Source organism: Clostridium sp. AM22-11AC (assembly GCF_003473545.1).
GTDB lineage: Bacteria > Bacillota > Clostridia > Lachnospirales > Lachnospiraceae > Enterocloster.
In genome coordinates, this window is the sequence record NZ_QUCM01000009.1 from 89,190 (window position 1) to 104,050 (window position 14,861).

Genomic DNA, 14,861 nt, shown 5'->3' on the forward strand with positions numbered 1-14,861 from the left:
TGATGAATATGCCAGCTTATAAAGACAGTAAGACAGGCACCTGGTTTGTCAAATTCTATTGTAAGGACTGGACCGGGGAAAACAAACAGATAAAGAAAAGAGGTTTTGCAACAAAGAGGGAAGCACTTGATTATGAGAGGAATTATAAAATACGGCAGGAGAACAATCTGGATATGACATTTGGAGAGTTCTGGAAGCTGTATACAGAGGATGTGAAAAATTATGTCAAACTCAACACGTGGCTTACAAAAGAACACATTGTGGATACAAAGATACTTCCATATTTTAAGAATCTTAAGATGAATGAGATTACACCGGGAGATGTACGCAAGTGGCAGAATGAGATGGTAGCATTCCGTTATGAGAATGGGAAATGTTATTCCCAGACTTATAAGAAGACAATGCATAACATCTTAAGTGCGATATTCAATCATGCGTGCAGGTTTTATAATCTGAAATCAAATCCGGCAAGGCAGGCTGGAAATATGGGTAGGGAAGAAAAGAAGGAAATGCTTTTCTGGACAACTGAAGAATATAAGAAGTTTTCAGAAGCGGTGATTGATAAGCCGGTTTCATTTTATGCATTTGAAATGCTGTACTGGACGGGAATGAGATTAGGTGAGCTGCTTGCACTTACGATGGAAGATTTTGATTTTGAAAAGAACACTGTCAGAATAAATAAATCGTATCAGCGGCTGCAGGGGCAGGATGTTATTACAACACCGAAAACACCTAAGAGCAACAGAACAATCAAGTTGCCAAAGTTCCTTGCCGAAGAAATGCAGGAATATTTTGCAATGTTATATGACCAGACACCAACAGACAGGATATTTCTGGTAACAAAGAGCTTTCTTCATCATGAGATGGAGCGTGGCTGCAAGTTATCAGGTGTGAAGAAAATAAGAATTCATGATCTTAGGCATTCGCACATTTCACATCTGATTGACCTTGGGTTCTCCGCAGTTGCAATAGCTGACAGGGTTGGCCATGAGAGTATTGATATCACATATCGTTATTCACATCTGTTTCCGTCAAAGCAGGTGGCAATGGCAGACAGACTTGATGCTGTCAATGCAAGCTTTGAGGATTGCGAAGAGCAGGATGATGATGTAGAAATCATGCAGACAGAGGAAACAGAACCTATGATTGATATGGATGCGGCTGCGGAAAAAATTATAAGCATTGATAAGTACAAGGCAGTCTGATAATGCCTATGTAAAACATTATGAATCATGCCGGTACAAGTTTTGCTGGATATATGCAGCAGAAATTAAAAGAATAGATTTTATATCGGAAGGAGCAGATTATTATGAGCGAGAAAAGGTTGGATGCCAAGAACAGATGGAGAAATGTTGTAGTAGCGTTTCGTATGTCACCGGAGGAAGCACAGGAGCTGAATGTGAAGGTTTCACTCAGCGGACTTTCAAAACAGGATTATATCATCCAATGTCTTCTGAAGCATGAAATCAGGGTTGTTGGTGGAATGAAGGTGGCAAAGAAAGTACAGGTGCATCTTGATACGATACTGGAAGAATTACAGACATTAGATGAATCTGACAGAGGTATAGATGTTGAAGAACTGCTGGTTCAATTAAAGCATGTGCTTGATATTCTGCAGAGTGATGAGAAAGGCGGTAATCATTATGAGTAAGACAACATTTGAAAAGCTTGGCATCCCATATGAAGAAAGGGATGGAATCTTTTATCCGGTGCTTGTCGCAGGAACAGAGAAGGCAGATATAGATGTAGGAAAGTATGGGCGTATGTGGATTAAATATATCAAGGAAGAATATCCAATGAGATATAAGAGTCTGGTGCGGTTCGGTGAGCTTGAAGAGAGAGCGGATGAAGTCAATGATACAGCATATGAGCTGCTCGATGATATTGAAGCTAAGTGGCTGAAAAAGCATAAGCCAAAGAATCCAAATTCATTTACAGAACAGTTACAGCTAAGAACACAGACCAGGATGATGGCAGAGGAAATCGTTATTATGGATGTGGTAATGCAGTTTCATTAGTGTGGGGGCAAAAAGCGCCGTCAAAACATGAAAATGGGGGCAAAAAGCGCCCCCAAAACCACAAAGTGGGGGCAGAAAGCGCCCCCGCACAAATCAGAGCTGAAAAAAGTGTGGGGGCAAAAAGTGCCGTCAAAATGCAAAAGTGGGGGCAAAAAGCGCCGTCAAAACAGCAAAGTGACGGCAAAAAGCGCCACCACTCAGATAAGCGAGAAAAAAGCCATGGTGGCGGAAAGTGCCATCAAAATGGAAAAGTGGTGGCGGAAAACGCCACTAAAACAGTAAAGTGATGGCAAAAAGTGCCACCATATCAGTAATTGTGGTGGTACATTAACCACCACATATTATATACAGGGTGCAGGTGCTCCTGCCAAGACGAAAAATTATGTAAACGCTGATGGCGTTTATATTTTTTCGGGAAAAGGTCCGACCTTTTCCGCATCTTACAAAACCTATGAACACAATTTTAAGAAAGGTTGAAAAAGCAATGGTACAGATAAAAAGAGATTGGTTTGATACAGTATTAGAAAACTACGAAAGGGGAGAAACGTATGGCAGATGGAAAGAGAAGATACAAGTCTGACAGGAAAGATTATAAGGTATCTGTGAAGCTGTCAGAGAAAGATATGGATATTCTAAAAGCAGCACTTAAACGAACAGGAATGACAGCAAGTGCATATATAAGAGAATTGATCCGGACAGGCGGCAACATTGATACAAATTATCCAGAGGACAGGGCAAGAGTAATCCGTGTTATTGCCGGTATTGCAAATAATATTAATCAGGCAGTAAAGCTTGGCAATTCACAGGGAAAGTTATATTACAGCGATATTGATAAACTGCAGAGCAGTCTGGATGATGTAAAGAAAACGTTTGGGGAGGTGCTGGAAGTATGGCGATTACAAAGATCTTAAATATACAGGAGTCAGATGGCAGAAATCCGGCATCACACCTGAAGAATGCTTTGGAATATATACAGAATCCGGATAAGACAGAAGAATGTGTACTGGTGGGCAGTATTAACTGCCTGCCGGATACGGCATTTGAGCAGATGGAGGAGACGAAGAATATATTTCATAAGACAGGTAAAAGGCAGGGCTATCATGTGATCATATCATTTTCACCGGAAGAAAAAGTGACGGCAGAGCATGCAATGTATGTGCTGGAGCACTTTGCAAAGGATGTGCTTGGTAATGATTATGAGGCGGTGTATGCAGTTCATACTGACAGGGAACATATGCATGGGCATCTGATCTGGAATAGTGTGAGTATGACAACCGGCAAGAAATATAATTCACCTAAAGGCAATTGGAAGAATCATCTGCAGCCGATTACAAATAAATATTGTGATGAGCTTGGACTTTCCATAATGCCGGCAGAGTATAGCAGAAATCCAAAGAATATCAGCAGAGACAAGTGGGAAAAGGAAATGTCCATGAAGGATATTATACTTCGTGATGCTAAGATGTGTGCGTATGCAGCCGGAAATGTGGAGCATTTTAAATATCTGATGAAAAGACTTGGATATGTATTTAAGAAAGACGCATGGATGGAGGTGCAGGCACCGGGATTTCGGTATTATCATAAACTGGCAAAGCTGGACGAGATGTTTTCTGAAGATATGTTACGGCATTATGTGGATATGCCATGGATGGCAAAACCTTACTTTTATTCGTCGGATATCAGGGGACTGCACAGGGCGAAGCTGTCACCATTCCAGAAGAAGTTTTATGCAAAGCTATACAGATTAAGGGTTGTAGAACAGAAGCGTTTTGTAGTTGGTGGAGCAAAGTATGCAGAGGATTTGAAGCGGTTTCATCAGTTACAGGACGAATATCTGCTGATTGTAAATAATGACATCAAAAGTGTTGTGGATCTTGTGGATTTCATAGGTGAGCAGGAAGAAAAAATCCAGCAGATTGAGGACAGACAGAAGGAAATATACAGAGAAAGCTCTAGCCGGAAACGCAGTATAAAGAATGAAGAGCAGTACCGGGAATATCAGATATGGCATATGGAAGTGCAGGAAGAACTGGATGAGCTTAAGCAGGAGAAAAGGGAAATTAAGAGACAGATACAGCTTGCTGATGACATTATAAAAGAAGATTTGTATACGGCTTATTATGCGGTGTCTGGGAAAGAAGAAATCGTTGCAGACAGGGATGTTGAGATACCGGGGATGGATGAAGAGACTGAGGTTGAGAAAGCAACGGCAGTAGTTGTTGAGCATGATGCAAATGTTGATGTGATGAATCCTAACAATAAGCAGAATGAAATAGGCAGACTGAGAGAGCAAGCTGATAGTGCGAGAAAACAACAGACTGATTTAGATGGCATAGGAAAAACAGAGATTCATAATTCGTCTGATGTGAATGTGGCAAGAATGGACAAAAGTATGACTGATGTAACAGATAAAGGTGAATATGTGGAAACTAAAGAAAATGAGCCAGTGGACAAAGTTAGCTGGATTGTCAGGAGAATATCAGAGCTTGGTGGTTATGAAAATATCAGTGATTCAGTTAAGGCAGATGTATTCGGATTCGATATTGCTGATGTGAGTGGAAGCATAAGGTTGTTCTCAGATGTAATGAAAAGGCTGGGGATAAAAAAGGATGGAGATGAAATGTATGAGGAGTTTCAGAAAATTTATGATGAGAGTGTTGGCAGAGATACTGATAAGAAAAAAGTGGAAGATAGGACGCAAAACAGGGGCTGAGAAGAGGAAATGGTTAGGTTTTAAATAAGGATTTTTTTAATAAGAATATGTTAAACCTGTATGAAAAGTGGTAAATTTAATATCTTTGAAACGAAAAGTGTGATATTATAATTTCAGAAAACATGACAATTAGCCTGTTTTGTTAATATATATTATAATGCCAAATATTTTCAAAGGGAGGTGCATACTTGTATGGGTGCAAAAAAATATGCATATGTAAATTATAAAATGCTTGTATGGGCACGTTCTGAAACACCATTTGGCACAACAAGTGATGTTGCTAATCATATTTCTGGGTTTAGGTCAGAAGTAATTGATAAATGGGAAAGAGGTGTTTCCCAAACAAAAAGATATTAAGAAACAGCCCATGTTTACCTGCTTGCAAACAAAAGAATATTGCTACTAGACTAAGAGATACTACATAAGTGTGTTGGTATCTCTTTTTTGTTGCCGTGAAACAGCAGACTATTTCATTTCTGCTTGATTACCTTAAAACTTATTAGTCTATGGTTTGTCAAGGGCTTGTTGCGTGAGAAATGCTGAATATCACCCTTTACAAAACATAGGCTGATAAGTAACTTTTCAAAAGCAGAAAAGAAATGGCAATGCTTATAACAATATGATATAATGCAGATGAAGACAAAAAAGGAATTTGTCGAGCTGGTTAGTTCGAGATAATTTTGAGTTTGTTAAGATGTGGTGCACTTGATGGAATCACAGGTACGACATCATATTATGGAGGATGAAATAGATGATAGGTTTGATTGTTGCGAGGTCAAAGAATAATGTTATAGGCAAGAATGGTAATATACCATGGAAAATAAAGGGAGAACAAAAGCAATTTAGAGAGTTAACAACGGGTAATGTGGTTATTATGGGGCGAAAGTCTTATGAAGAAATCGGTCATCCGTTGCCTAATAGAATGAATATTGTTGTTTCCACCACAACAGAGTATCAAGGAGATAATTTAGTTTCAGTTAAATCATTAGAAGATGCATTATTATTGGCTAAAGGACGAGATGTATACATATCTGGTGGATATGGACTATTTAAGGAAGCTTTGCAAATAGTAGATAAAATGTATATCACAGAAGTAGATTTAAATATTGAAGATGGAGATACATTCTTTCCAGAATTTGATATCAATGATTTTGAAGTTTTGATAGGGGAAACACTTGGTGAGGAAGTGAAATATACGAGAACATTTTATGTAAGGAAAAAATGAATTGAGTAAATTTTGGATTTAGGGTGTTTTCATAAATATATTGCTTTTTATGCATATATAAATTGTTGTAAGACAAATTCCAGTTTGTATGGGGCGATAAAATCAGAATTTGAGAGAGGATTGAATATGAATAAGGAATGGTCTGAACTTAATAAAACAATGCAGGCACAAATAAAAAAGAAAGATACTTATAAGAGGGGTATTGATACTTTACTTACTTTACGAAGTCAGTTAATACAAACCTTAGTATCTTTCAAAGAAGAATTATGCAGAGAAGATTTTAACTCAATCCCCTTCATAAACGCTGATGGTTATCATAGTAAGACGATTGCTTATTCTATTTGGCATATTTTCCGCATTGAAGATATAGTTGTGCATACAGTGATAAATGAAGATGAACAAGTATTTTTTGCAGGCAATTATCAAGAGCGTATCAATTCACCTATCATTACAACAGGAAATGAACTCATGAAACAGCAGATTGCAGACTTTTCAAAACAGCTTAATCTGGAAGAATTATATTTATATATTTTCGAAGTATGGGAAAGCACTGAGAAAATGCTTGAACGGTTATCTTATGATGAATTGAAAAGAAAAATACCGAAAGAAAGAAAAGGATACTTAGAATCGTTGAATGTAGTAAACGACAATGAAAAAGCAATTTGGCTGATTGATTATTGGTGTAATAAAGATATTTGTGGACTAATTCAAATGCCGTTTTCAAGACATTGGATTATGCACACAGAAGCCTGTTTGCGTATAAAGAACAAGATACATTCATAGGCAAAAATTTCAGTTTGTAGAACTAAGGAAATTGGAATTTAAGGAGGAATAAAGTATGGTTAGTGATTTTATAAGAGCAGCATTTCCATGGATTTTAATGGGTTTATTTGTAGCAATCAGTTGTTCCCTTATGAGTAAAAAAGAGAAATAAATTCCTGTTTGTATTTATAAAAGAGAAAAAATGAGAAAAGTAGTTTTATTTATTGCCATGAGCCTTGACGGATATATTGCGGACGGTAATGGTGGAGTAGCTTGGCTAAATGGTCATGGAAATGACAATGAAAACATCGACACTTATACAGAATTTACCAAAGATATAGATACTGTCTTAATGGGGTGGAATACTTCTCATCAGGTTGTTACTGAACTTTCTCCGCAAGAATGGGTATATAATAAATTTACAACTTATGTATTAACACATAAAGAGTGCAATTCTTCCCAACAAATTCATTTTACAAGTGAAAATCCTGTTTTATTATTGGAACGGCTAAAACAAGAAGCAGGAAAGGATATTTGGATTTGTGGCGGAGCAAATCTTGTTCAGCAGTTGGTAAGCAAAAATATGATTGATAAATATTACATTTCTGTTATTCCTACTCTGTTAGGAAATGGGGTTCGTCTTTTGGGCAACATAGACAGGGAAATAAAGTTAAGGCTTTGTAAAACACAGACTTATAACGGAATAACCGATTTGATTTATATGCGTAGATAACTAGAGAGAAACAGAAAAGCTGTTAAACCGACGGAGCGATCCGACCACGTTGGCGGGAAAATCCTTAAGATTTTTCCGCCATGCTTGCAAGGGGGCGGTTCGCTTCGGCGGTTCGGCGAGCTTGCGAGCCGTTCAAAGCCCCCGTTATCTAACAAGGGGGGCACAAAAAACAAGAAACACTATACACTAACAAGCGGAAAACGCTGTATTTATAAGGCAAAACCCCATTTTTACAGTAGTGATATAAATTGTACCTATATCACTATGAAAATTGAATAGTAAATATGAGAAAGACAGTTGATTTCAAAAAATAAGAAATTGATTGTCGTTTTCTTTTGCAGAAATTTAAGTGCAGGCAATTATGGTAGTTGTCGTAATTGCTGTCAGCTCAGTGTTTATCACTGATGGTGTGAAAGATTTACGGTTGGAGATGTTCAATAAGATTATTGGTGCTTAATTATTTTTATTGTAGTGCTGATATGAGAATGTTATAATTGGGGTATAAAACATACAAATAAATTTGCTGAAAAATGAGGTATCAAAATATGGAAAATGAATTACTGGAAAACTTAGGAAGACTTCACACAACTGAACTTGGCGTTATTAGAATTAAAAAGAACTTATCTTTGAATGTAGAAAATGTAATTGAATGGTGCAAAGAAAAAATTAGCCTTTCTAATGCGGAAATCACAAGAAAAGGAAAAAACTGGTATATAACGATTGATAATTGTATTATAACGGTAAATGCGTACAGTTATACCGTTATCACTGCTCACAAGGTAAAATGATAAATTTTTCTATAAAGGAATTAAACGCATTTGCAGTTATTGGGCAGGAAGTAGAACTGACTAATTATCAAAAAAAGAATATTCAGATTAGTACACAGTTTTGGAGAAAGTTTAACAGTAGTTTGAAAAAAGCGTATCTTTCACAATCAGGAAATTGGGTAAAATATGCTTTTATGGAAAGAAGAAATGGAAAACTTTATTATTTCTGTTCTATTCCCCAAAGAACCATTACCCCAGAGGGCTTTCTGTATAAAGAAATACCGTCTTATAAATATTTGGTTGTGGAGCATATTGGTGCTATGGATAAAATATATGAAACTTATGGCAAGATTTATGAAGAAATTATTCCTAGTACATCGTATATTCCTATAAAAGATATTATCCTACACTTTGAAAAATACGATTATCGTTTTCATTGGAATAGTGATAATTCAGTTACCTATTCAAGATTAGAAGCAATTTTATATCCATACACACAAAGCAGTTAGTCTTAGGATTGACTGCTTTTTCTATACAGATTTTTAATGACAGGCAATTATCAATTATGGTAGTTGCCTTTTTTGATTGGAGGAATTGAAGAATGAATGATAAAAACTTTATTGAAGAACTAAGACAAAAGCGTGAGGAATACGGAGTAACACAAACAAGGCTTGCTGTTGCCTGTGGTATCAGCCGTGAATATTACAACCGCATTGAAAAAGGAAAACAGCCATTGAATGACGAATTAAGAGAAATCATAGAAAAACAGATTGAGCGTTTCAATCCGCAAGAACCACTATTCTTATTGATTGATTACTTTCGTGTCCGCTTTCCTACTACGGACGCATTGGCGATTATCCGTGATGTATTACAACTGAAATCTAATTACATGCTTTATGAAGATTATGGAAAATACGGATATGAAAGCAAATATGTACTTGGCGACATCAATATCATGTGTTCCATGCAGGAGCATTTAGGTGTTTTATTGGAACTGAAAGGCAAAGGCTGTCGGCAAATGGAATGTTATCTGCTGGCACAGGAACGCTCATGGTATGACTTCATGCTGGATTGTATGACGGCTGGTGGTGTGATGAAACGGCTTGATTTGGCTATCAATGATAAAGCAGGAATATTGGATATTCCAAAGTTAAAGGAAAAATACAAGGCTGGCGAATGTATGTCCTACTTCCGTATGCAGAAAGATTACAGCGGTACAGAAAAATGCGGTAGCGATTTACCAAAGAATACAGGAGAAACCTTATATCTCGGTTCAACAAGTAGCGAATTATATATGTGTGCTTATCAGAAAAATTATGAGCAGTATGTCAAGAATGGCACAGAAATTGAAGATACGGAGATTAAGAACCGTTTTGAAATACGCATGAAGAACGAACGAGCCTATTATGCGGTTGTAGATTTACTGACCTATCGGGACGCTGAACGCACCGCTTTTTCTATCATCAATCATTATGTCCGCTTTGTTGACAGAGAGGACGACAAGCCAAAAAGTCAATGGATAACAAATGATGATTGGGCATGGTTTGTAGGGGAAAACAGAGAGCCGATACGCTTAACCACAAAGCCAGAGCCTTACACTTTACAAAAAGCGTTGCATTGGCTACAAAGACAAGTCGCACCAACCATAAAAATGGTACAGGCATTAGACAGAGAAAATCGTACAACGATACTGAAAGATATGATTGAGCAGGCAGAACTAAAAGACAAGCATAAACATTTATTACAATTAGAGAAATCAACCATAGAAGAACGTATAGATACCGCTGTTCCACAAGAGAATGACGGTATTTTTTAATGTAATTGAAAAATTTCAGATTTAGTCAGCAAAGAGCTGTTTTCATTCCCTATGTGAAGTGAAAGAAGAAAAATAAATTTTTTATTAAATCTGCAACAAAATGGCTACTTGCGTACAGATATGGTGCGAGAAAAGGAAATCTAAACTTTTTTTGAAAATAGGTCATTAAATCGGGGCTTGCTGTCCCTATATGAAGTGAAAGAAGAAAAAAGTTTTGAAAAAATGACGGAAATTCGTGATTAGTGGACAGTCTTCTGTGAAAAGAGGAAAAACATCATCATTTTGTATTCAAACAGGCATTAGCAGTTGAGTGTTGATGTGAAAAGATGAAAATACTTTGTTCTCAACTTAACAATTTAAGGTTTCCGTTCCCTATATGGTGCAAAGAAAATATTTCATTCTATTGTTGGCAGTAACGGTATGGTTTGGGTAGTTAGGGTGTGAAAAGGAAAATATTCTTTTTTCATCATCAACTTAGCAAAATGACATTTTCTATCCCTATATGGTGCATGAAAAGAAGTTAAAATTTTTCCATTTAAACTTAGCAAATGGACGTTTGCTGTACAGATAGTAGTGAAAAAGGAGAAAATCAACCGTTGATTGCCAAAATGAACCGTTCCATTTGTACTAATAATGGAAAAAGTTTTGGATTTTGGTTACGTTTCTCCTCTTTTCCAACGCGATATATAGGAAAGACGATTTTTTTCTTTCAATCGTTCTTTGACAACTGAATAAAGCTATTCAATACGTTTGACAGACAGCTAGCCGTTGAAACAAATACGCCACGACCTTTCCCCTGCAAGAGCGAGCGAAAACCTATTTGTGTTCTTGTAAAAGATTTGTCCTCTTTTATCGCCATGACCTGTACTGTCAGATAATGATACTCCCGTACAGCCACAGCTTGAGCATTAAGAGCGTCGCACGCAATGGGTACGGCTACATAAGAACTATGCAGAGGTGGAACTCCTGTGGGCTATGACAAAAGCCGTTGAATTGCTTAGAAAGATTTTACAGAAAGGGGGTATGTGTTATTGATAATGCTGTAAAAACAATTCAAAAGAAAAATGGCAAGTGTGGCATTGGCAACAGAGGAAAGACAAAGATTGTAGTAAAAGAGCATTTTTCCGAAAAGGGCAAAACAATGGAAGAACTTCTAACTGATGTCATGCTGGAAAAAGCAAAGCAGACAATCGCATAAAATCGGTGCAGTTGTAAGAAATAGATTGAATGACAAAAAGTACCCGTGTTATACTTTACTTGCAAGCAGGTATTGTAAACACGGGTTAGTTATAAAGGAGGATAACTGACAATGAAACAACAGATTTACAATACTGCACTTTATCTTAGGTTAAGCCGAGATGATGAATTACAGGGCGAAAGTTCCAGCATTACCACACAGAGAAGTATGTTGCGTTTATATGCAAAAGAACATCATTTGAATGTCATTGATGAATATATTGATGACGGCTGGTCGGGAACAAATTTTGACAGACCGAGTTTTCAAAGAATGATTGAGGATATAGAGGCAGGAAAAATCAACTGTGTTGTAACGAAAGACCTTTCCCGTCTTGGCAGAAATTATATTATGACAGGACAATATACAGAATTGTATTTCCCTAGTCATAATGTCCGCTACATAGCGATTGATGACGGTGTAGACAGCGAAAAAGGCGAAAGTGAGATTGCACCATTTAAGAACATCATCAATGAATGGGTGGCAAGAGATACAAGCCGTAAAGTCAAATCAGCATTTAAGACAAAGTTTGCGGAGGGGGCTCATTACGGTGCTTATGCTCCGTTAGGATATAAGAAACACCCTGACATCAAAGGAAAACTGTTGGTTGATGATGAAACAAAATGGATTATTGAAAAAATCTTTTCCCTAGCCTATCAAGGTTACGGAAGTGCAAAAATCACAAAGCAGTTAAGAGCAGAAAAAGTTCCGACAGCGTCATGGCTAAATTTTACAAGATACGGTACTTTTGCACATATCTTTGAGGGAAAACCCGAAAGTAAGCGTTATGAGTGGACGATTGCTCATGTCAAGGCGATATTGAAAAGTGAGGTTTATATCGGAAACAGTGTTCACAATATGCAGTCTACGGTATCGTTCAAGAGCAAAAAGAAAGTGCGTAAGCCCGAAAGTGAATGGTTTCGAGTAGAAAACACTCACGAGCCGATTATTGACAAGGAAGTGTTCTATCGTGTGCAGGAGCAGATAAAATCAAGACGCAGACAGACAAAGGAAAAGGCAACGCCGATTTTTGCAGGGCTTGTCAAGTGTGCGGATTGTGGTTGGTCTATGAGATTTGGAACGAATAAGACAAATAAAACGCCTTACAGTTATTATGCTTGCAGTTACTACGGGCAGTTTGGCAAAGGTAATTGTTCTATGCACTACATTCGTTATGATGTGCTGTATCAAGCCGTATTGGAACGCTTGCAGTATTGGGCTAAGGCAGTACAGCAGGACGAAGAAAAGGTATTGAACAAGATACAGAAAGCTGGCAATGCAGAGAGAATACGGGAAAAGAAGAAAAAGGCAAGTACATTGAAGAAAGCCGAGAACAGACAAAATGAGATTGACCGTTTATTTGCGAAAATGTATGAAGATAGAGCCTGTGAGAAGATAACAGAGCGAAATTTTGTGATGTTGTCCAGCAAGTACCAAAAAGAACAGATAGAACTGGAACAGCAGATAACAAGCCTAAGAGAAGAACTAAGTAAAATGGAACAGGATATGATAGGTGCTGAAAAGTGGATTGAGTTAATCAAGGAATATTCCGTACCAAAGGAACTGACAGCACCATTATTAAATGCCATGATAGAAAAAATCCTCATACATGAAGCAACAACGAATGAGGATAACGAAAGAATACAGGAAATTGAGATATATTACCGATTTATTGGAAGAGTTGAGTAATCAACAAGAGTAATATTTTTAACTAAGGGAAACCGGCGAAGAGTTGCCTTCAATTACAGAAGCAAAGAAACTTGCTAATTTATACAAAGTTCCATTTGCAACATTTTATTTATCTAATCCACCTGAGAAAAAAACAAAAGCTTATACCGATCGTAGGACATACAATGATACTGTTTATAGAGAAACAAGTTATGAATTGTGGTCTGAAATTGGTAGAATAACTGGTAATAGGCAAATTATAGTTAATCTATCTGATGATACGGAATATAGGAGCTTGCCCAGCGTTGGCCCGAAATTAAGCGAAAAACAGATAGCAGATGTAATAAGAAAGTATTTTGAATTAGATTTGCCATTTAAGAATAAATCAGCATATAGAAATAATGGATTTAATTATTATAGAGCCCTTTTAGAACATTATGGGATAATGGTTGCTCAGATAACTGGAGTATCATTGTCTGAGATGCGAGGCATTTCTATGTATTATGATACATTTCCTATCATTGCAATTAATAATAAAGATTTTGAGAGAGCTAAAGTTTTTTCATTATTTCATGAAGTTGCACATTTGGTTAGAAGGTCTTCATCATTATGCTTAATAGATTTTGATGAGCGTAATGATGAAGAAGAAAAAATATGTGATAGAATTGCTGCAGAAGTATTAATGCCAGAAGAAAGTTTTAGATATGTGTCATCAAATGCGCTTAATTTATATGGTGATTGGTCAGATTTATGTTTAATATCTATTGCGGATAAGTATGCAGTAAGCACATTTTCGGTAGTAAGAAGGTTAAGAGAATTAGATATTATTAATGGGTCAGATTATTATTCTATATACAAGAGGATTAGTGACTCATTTAAAGAAGAACAGGATTCTATTATTCAGAATAAGAAAGATAGAGAATTCAAAGTAAAATATTATATTACCTACTTGAGTAAAGAAGGCTATTTGTTTCCAAAGAAAGTGTTATCTGCTTATAGCAGAGGTGATATATCATATGGTGAGATGTGTAGTACACTTAGTATAAAAGGTAAACACATAAGTAATATAGAACGGGCGGTGATGTTCATATGAGTAAAAAGTATGTAATAGATGCCTGTGCACTTATTAATGCATCAAAGAACTATAATATGACTAAGAAAGCATTTTCACATATATGGCAGGCTTTTAATGAACTTGTAGAAAATGGACAACTTATTTCAAGTTCGGAAATATTTGAAGAATTAAAAGATGATGATATTGTAAAATGGGCAAAGGAACACAAAGATGCTTTTTTGCCTTTATCAAAAGAAGTACAGTTAAAGACTACAGAAATATTACAACAATTTCCACAAATAATAAAAATTCAAACAAAGGGAAGCTCAAATGGAGATCCATTTTTGATTGCAACAGCTATTTTAGAAGATGGGATTATAGTAACTGATGAAGGAAACAAGAATAATGGAATTCCAATGGTATGTGAATCATTAGGTGTAGAGTATATGAAACTTAATGATATGTTAGATGAGGTATTGGAGTAATGAATTAGAGGGGGAGAAATCCTTCTCTTTTTTGTTTGTATTATTCCGATAAACGATGTATAATCAAACTAGTTTTATGTTTCTGCTTATGTATGATTTTGAAGAGGTAAGATTATGGAGTATTTAACGACTGTGGAATTATCAGAAAGATGGAATATCACTTCACGTCGAATAGGTGTTTTATGTGCAGAAGGAAGAATTGAAGGTGCAATAAAAAAAGGAAAAACATGGTTAATTCCTTCAGATGCAATAAAGCCTGCTGATGGACGATACAAGAAAAATCAGAAAAGTAAGATGTAATACGAAACAGGATTTATAAATATATGAGAATATATAACTAAAACTTCCCACACCGATGTGGTGTGTTGAACCTTGAAAATTCAATA

17 protein-coding genes and 1 pseudogene are annotated in these 14,861 nt (G+C 36.5%); all 18 read left to right on the forward strand.

The window, feature by feature from the left end; genetic code table 11:
* Nucleotides 1–8: 8 nt before the first annotated feature.
* The 18 genes and pseudogenes from DW251_RS10330 to DW251_RS10410 all read left to right on the forward strand — a co-directional run bounded on the left by DW251_RS10330 (nucleotide 9) and on the right by DW251_RS10410 (nucleotide 14,775).
* Nucleotides 9–1,205 carry a site-specific integrase gene (locus tag DW251_RS10330; RefSeq protein ID WP_118301000.1) on the forward strand — a complete coding sequence of 399 codons (1,197 nt, stop codon included), beginning with the start codon at nucleotides 9–11 and terminating at the stop codon, nucleotides 1,203–1,205.
* Between the two features lie 104 nt (nucleotides 1,206–1,309).
* Nucleotides 1,310–1,651: a hypothetical protein gene (locus DW251_RS10335; RefSeq protein WP_012740024.1), complete on the forward strand. Its 342-nt coding sequence runs from the start codon at nucleotides 1,310–1,312 to the stop codon at nucleotides 1,649–1,651.
* Entirely contained in the window at nucleotides 1,644–2,018 is a 375-nt protein-coding gene (locus tag DW251_RS10340) for a TnpV protein (protein ID WP_012740023.1), read from the forward strand. Before DW251_RS10335 ends, DW251_RS10340 begins: the two co-directional genes overlap by 8 nt.
* A gap of 27 nt (nucleotides 2,019–2,045) precedes the next feature.
* Nucleotides 2,046–2,300, forward strand: coding sequence for a hypothetical protein (locus tag DW251_RS17955; RefSeq protein WP_172676034.1), 255 nt, complete (start codon nucleotides 2,046–2,048; stop codon nucleotides 2,298–2,300).
* Nucleotides 2,301–2,566: 266 nt separating this feature from the next.
* The gene (mobC, locus tag DW251_RS10345; RefSeq protein WP_118301002.1) at nucleotides 2,567–2,929 is read left to right on the forward strand and encodes a plasmid mobilization relaxosome protein MobC; all 363 of its coding nucleotides are present in this window, start codon (nucleotides 2,567–2,569) and stop codon (nucleotides 2,927–2,929) included.
* Entirely contained in the window at nucleotides 2,908–4,731 is a 1,824-nt protein-coding gene (locus DW251_RS10350; RefSeq protein WP_118301004.1) for a relaxase/mobilization nuclease domain-containing protein, read from the forward strand. The genes mobC and DW251_RS10350 overlap by 22 nt, the downstream gene beginning before the upstream one ends.
* Before the next feature lie 192 nt (nucleotides 4,732–4,923).
* On the forward strand, nucleotides 4,924–5,088 hold the full coding sequence (locus tag DW251_RS17960) for a hypothetical protein (protein ID WP_182433606.1): 165 nt from the start codon (nucleotides 4,924–4,926) through the stop codon (nucleotides 5,086–5,088).
* Nucleotides 5,089–5,482: 394 nt separating this feature from the next.
* Nucleotides 5,483–5,978 (forward strand): annotated as a pseudogene (gene dfrF, locus DW251_RS10355) (trimethoprim-resistant dihydrofolate reductase DfrF).
* Between the two features lie 104 nt (nucleotides 5,979–6,082).
* The gene (locus DW251_RS10360; protein WP_002303420.1) at nucleotides 6,083–6,739 is read left to right on the forward strand and encodes a hypothetical protein; all 657 of its coding nucleotides are present in this window, start codon (nucleotides 6,083–6,085) and stop codon (nucleotides 6,737–6,739) included.
* A 181-nt stretch (nucleotides 6,740–6,920) separates the two neighbouring features.
* Nucleotides 6,921–7,451 (forward strand): dihydrofolate reductase family protein, encoded by a 531-nt coding sequence (locus tag DW251_RS10365; protein WP_002303421.1) that lies wholly within the window; start codon nucleotides 6,921–6,923, stop codon nucleotides 7,449–7,451.
* A 545-nt stretch (nucleotides 7,452–7,996) separates the two neighbouring features.
* Complete coding sequence (locus DW251_RS10370) at nucleotides 7,997–8,239, forward strand: DUF3781 domain-containing protein (protein ID WP_002303262.1); 243 nt, start codon at nucleotides 7,997–7,999, stop codon at nucleotides 8,237–8,239.
* On the forward strand, nucleotides 8,236–8,727 hold the full coding sequence (locus DW251_RS10375) for a GyrI-like domain-containing protein (RefSeq protein ID WP_118301006.1): 492 nt from the start codon (nucleotides 8,236–8,238) through the stop codon (nucleotides 8,725–8,727). Before DW251_RS10370 ends, DW251_RS10375 begins: the two co-directional genes overlap by 4 nt.
* Nucleotides 8,728–8,819: 92 nt before the next feature.
* Entirely contained in the window at nucleotides 8,820–10,034 is a 1,215-nt protein-coding gene (locus DW251_RS10380) for an XRE family transcriptional regulator (RefSeq protein ID WP_002303260.1), read from the forward strand.
* Nucleotides 10,035–11,022: 988 nt separating this feature from the next.
* On the forward strand, nucleotides 11,023–11,232 hold the full coding sequence (locus DW251_RS10390; RefSeq protein ID WP_002303258.1) for a hypothetical protein: 210 nt from the start codon (nucleotides 11,023–11,025) through the stop codon (nucleotides 11,230–11,232).
* A 111-nt stretch (nucleotides 11,233–11,343) separates the two neighbouring features.
* Entirely contained in the window at nucleotides 11,344–12,957 is a 1,614-nt protein-coding gene (locus DW251_RS10395; RefSeq protein ID WP_002303255.1) for a recombinase family protein, read from the forward strand.
* A gap of 43 nt (nucleotides 12,958–13,000) precedes the next feature.
* A complete protein-coding gene (locus DW251_RS10400) occupies nucleotides 13,001–14,029 on the forward strand; it encodes an ImmA/IrrE family metallo-endopeptidase (RefSeq protein WP_118301008.1) in 1,029 nt (342 codons plus the stop codon).
* Nucleotides 14,026–14,475, forward strand: a complete 450-nt coding sequence (locus tag DW251_RS10405) for a DUF4411 family protein (RefSeq protein WP_118301009.1) — start codon at nucleotides 14,026–14,028, stop codon at nucleotides 14,473–14,475. Before DW251_RS10400 ends, DW251_RS10405 begins: the two co-directional genes overlap by 4 nt.
* A 114-nt stretch (nucleotides 14,476–14,589) precedes the next feature.
* Nucleotides 14,590–14,775 carry a DNA-binding protein gene (locus DW251_RS10410; RefSeq protein WP_118301011.1) on the forward strand — a complete coding sequence of 62 codons (186 nt, stop codon included), beginning with the start codon at nucleotides 14,590–14,592 and terminating at the stop codon, nucleotides 14,773–14,775.
* The last annotated feature ends 86 nt before the right edge of the window (nucleotides 14,776–14,861 follow it).

Excerpts from the sequence above, each read along its gene's own strand:
- DW251_RS10330 (WP_118301000.1), top strand. The coding sequence starts at position 9 with ATGCCAGCTTATAAAGACAGTAAGACAGGCACCTGGTTTGTCAAATTC.
- DW251_RS10335 (WP_012740024.1), top strand. The coding sequence starts at position 1,310 with ATGAGCGAGAAAAGGTTGGATGCCAAGAACAGATGGAGAAATGTTGTA.
- DW251_RS10340 (WP_012740023.1), top strand. The coding sequence starts at position 1,644 with ATGAGTAAGACAACATTTGAAAAGCTTGGCATCCCATATGAAGAAAGG.
- DW251_RS17955 (WP_172676034.1), top strand. The coding sequence starts at position 2,046 with ATGAAAATGGGGGCAAAAAGCGCCCCCAAAACCACAAAGTGGGGGCAG.
- mobC (WP_118301002.1), top strand. The coding sequence starts at position 2,567 with ATGGCAGATGGAAAGAGAAGATACAAGTCTGACAGGAAAGATTATAAG.
- DW251_RS10350 (WP_118301004.1), top strand. The coding sequence starts at position 2,908 with ATGGCGATTACAAAGATCTTAAATATACAGGAGTCAGATGGCAGAAAT.
- DW251_RS17960 (WP_182433606.1), top strand. The coding sequence starts at position 4,924 with ATGGGTGCAAAAAAATATGCATATGTAAATTATAAAATGCTTGTATGG.
- DW251_RS10360 (WP_002303420.1), top strand. The coding sequence starts at position 6,083 with ATGAATAAGGAATGGTCTGAACTTAATAAAACAATGCAGGCACAAATA.
- DW251_RS10365 (WP_002303421.1), top strand. The coding sequence starts at position 6,921 with ATGAGAAAAGTAGTTTTATTTATTGCCATGAGCCTTGACGGATATATT.
- DW251_RS10370 (WP_002303262.1), top strand. The coding sequence starts at position 7,997 with ATGGAAAATGAATTACTGGAAAACTTAGGAAGACTTCACACAACTGAA.
- DW251_RS10375 (WP_118301006.1), top strand. The coding sequence starts at position 8,236 with ATGATAAATTTTTCTATAAAGGAATTAAACGCATTTGCAGTTATTGGG.
- DW251_RS10380 (WP_002303260.1), top strand. The coding sequence starts at position 8,820 with ATGAATGATAAAAACTTTATTGAAGAACTAAGACAAAAGCGTGAGGAA.
- DW251_RS10395 (WP_002303255.1), top strand. The coding sequence starts at position 11,344 with ATGAAACAACAGATTTACAATACTGCACTTTATCTTAGGTTAAGCCGA.
- DW251_RS10405 (WP_118301009.1), top strand. The coding sequence starts at position 14,026 with ATGAGTAAAAAGTATGTAATAGATGCCTGTGCACTTATTAATGCATCA.
- DW251_RS10410 (WP_118301011.1), top strand. The coding sequence starts at position 14,590 with ATGGAGTATTTAACGACTGTGGAATTATCAGAAAGATGGAATATCACT.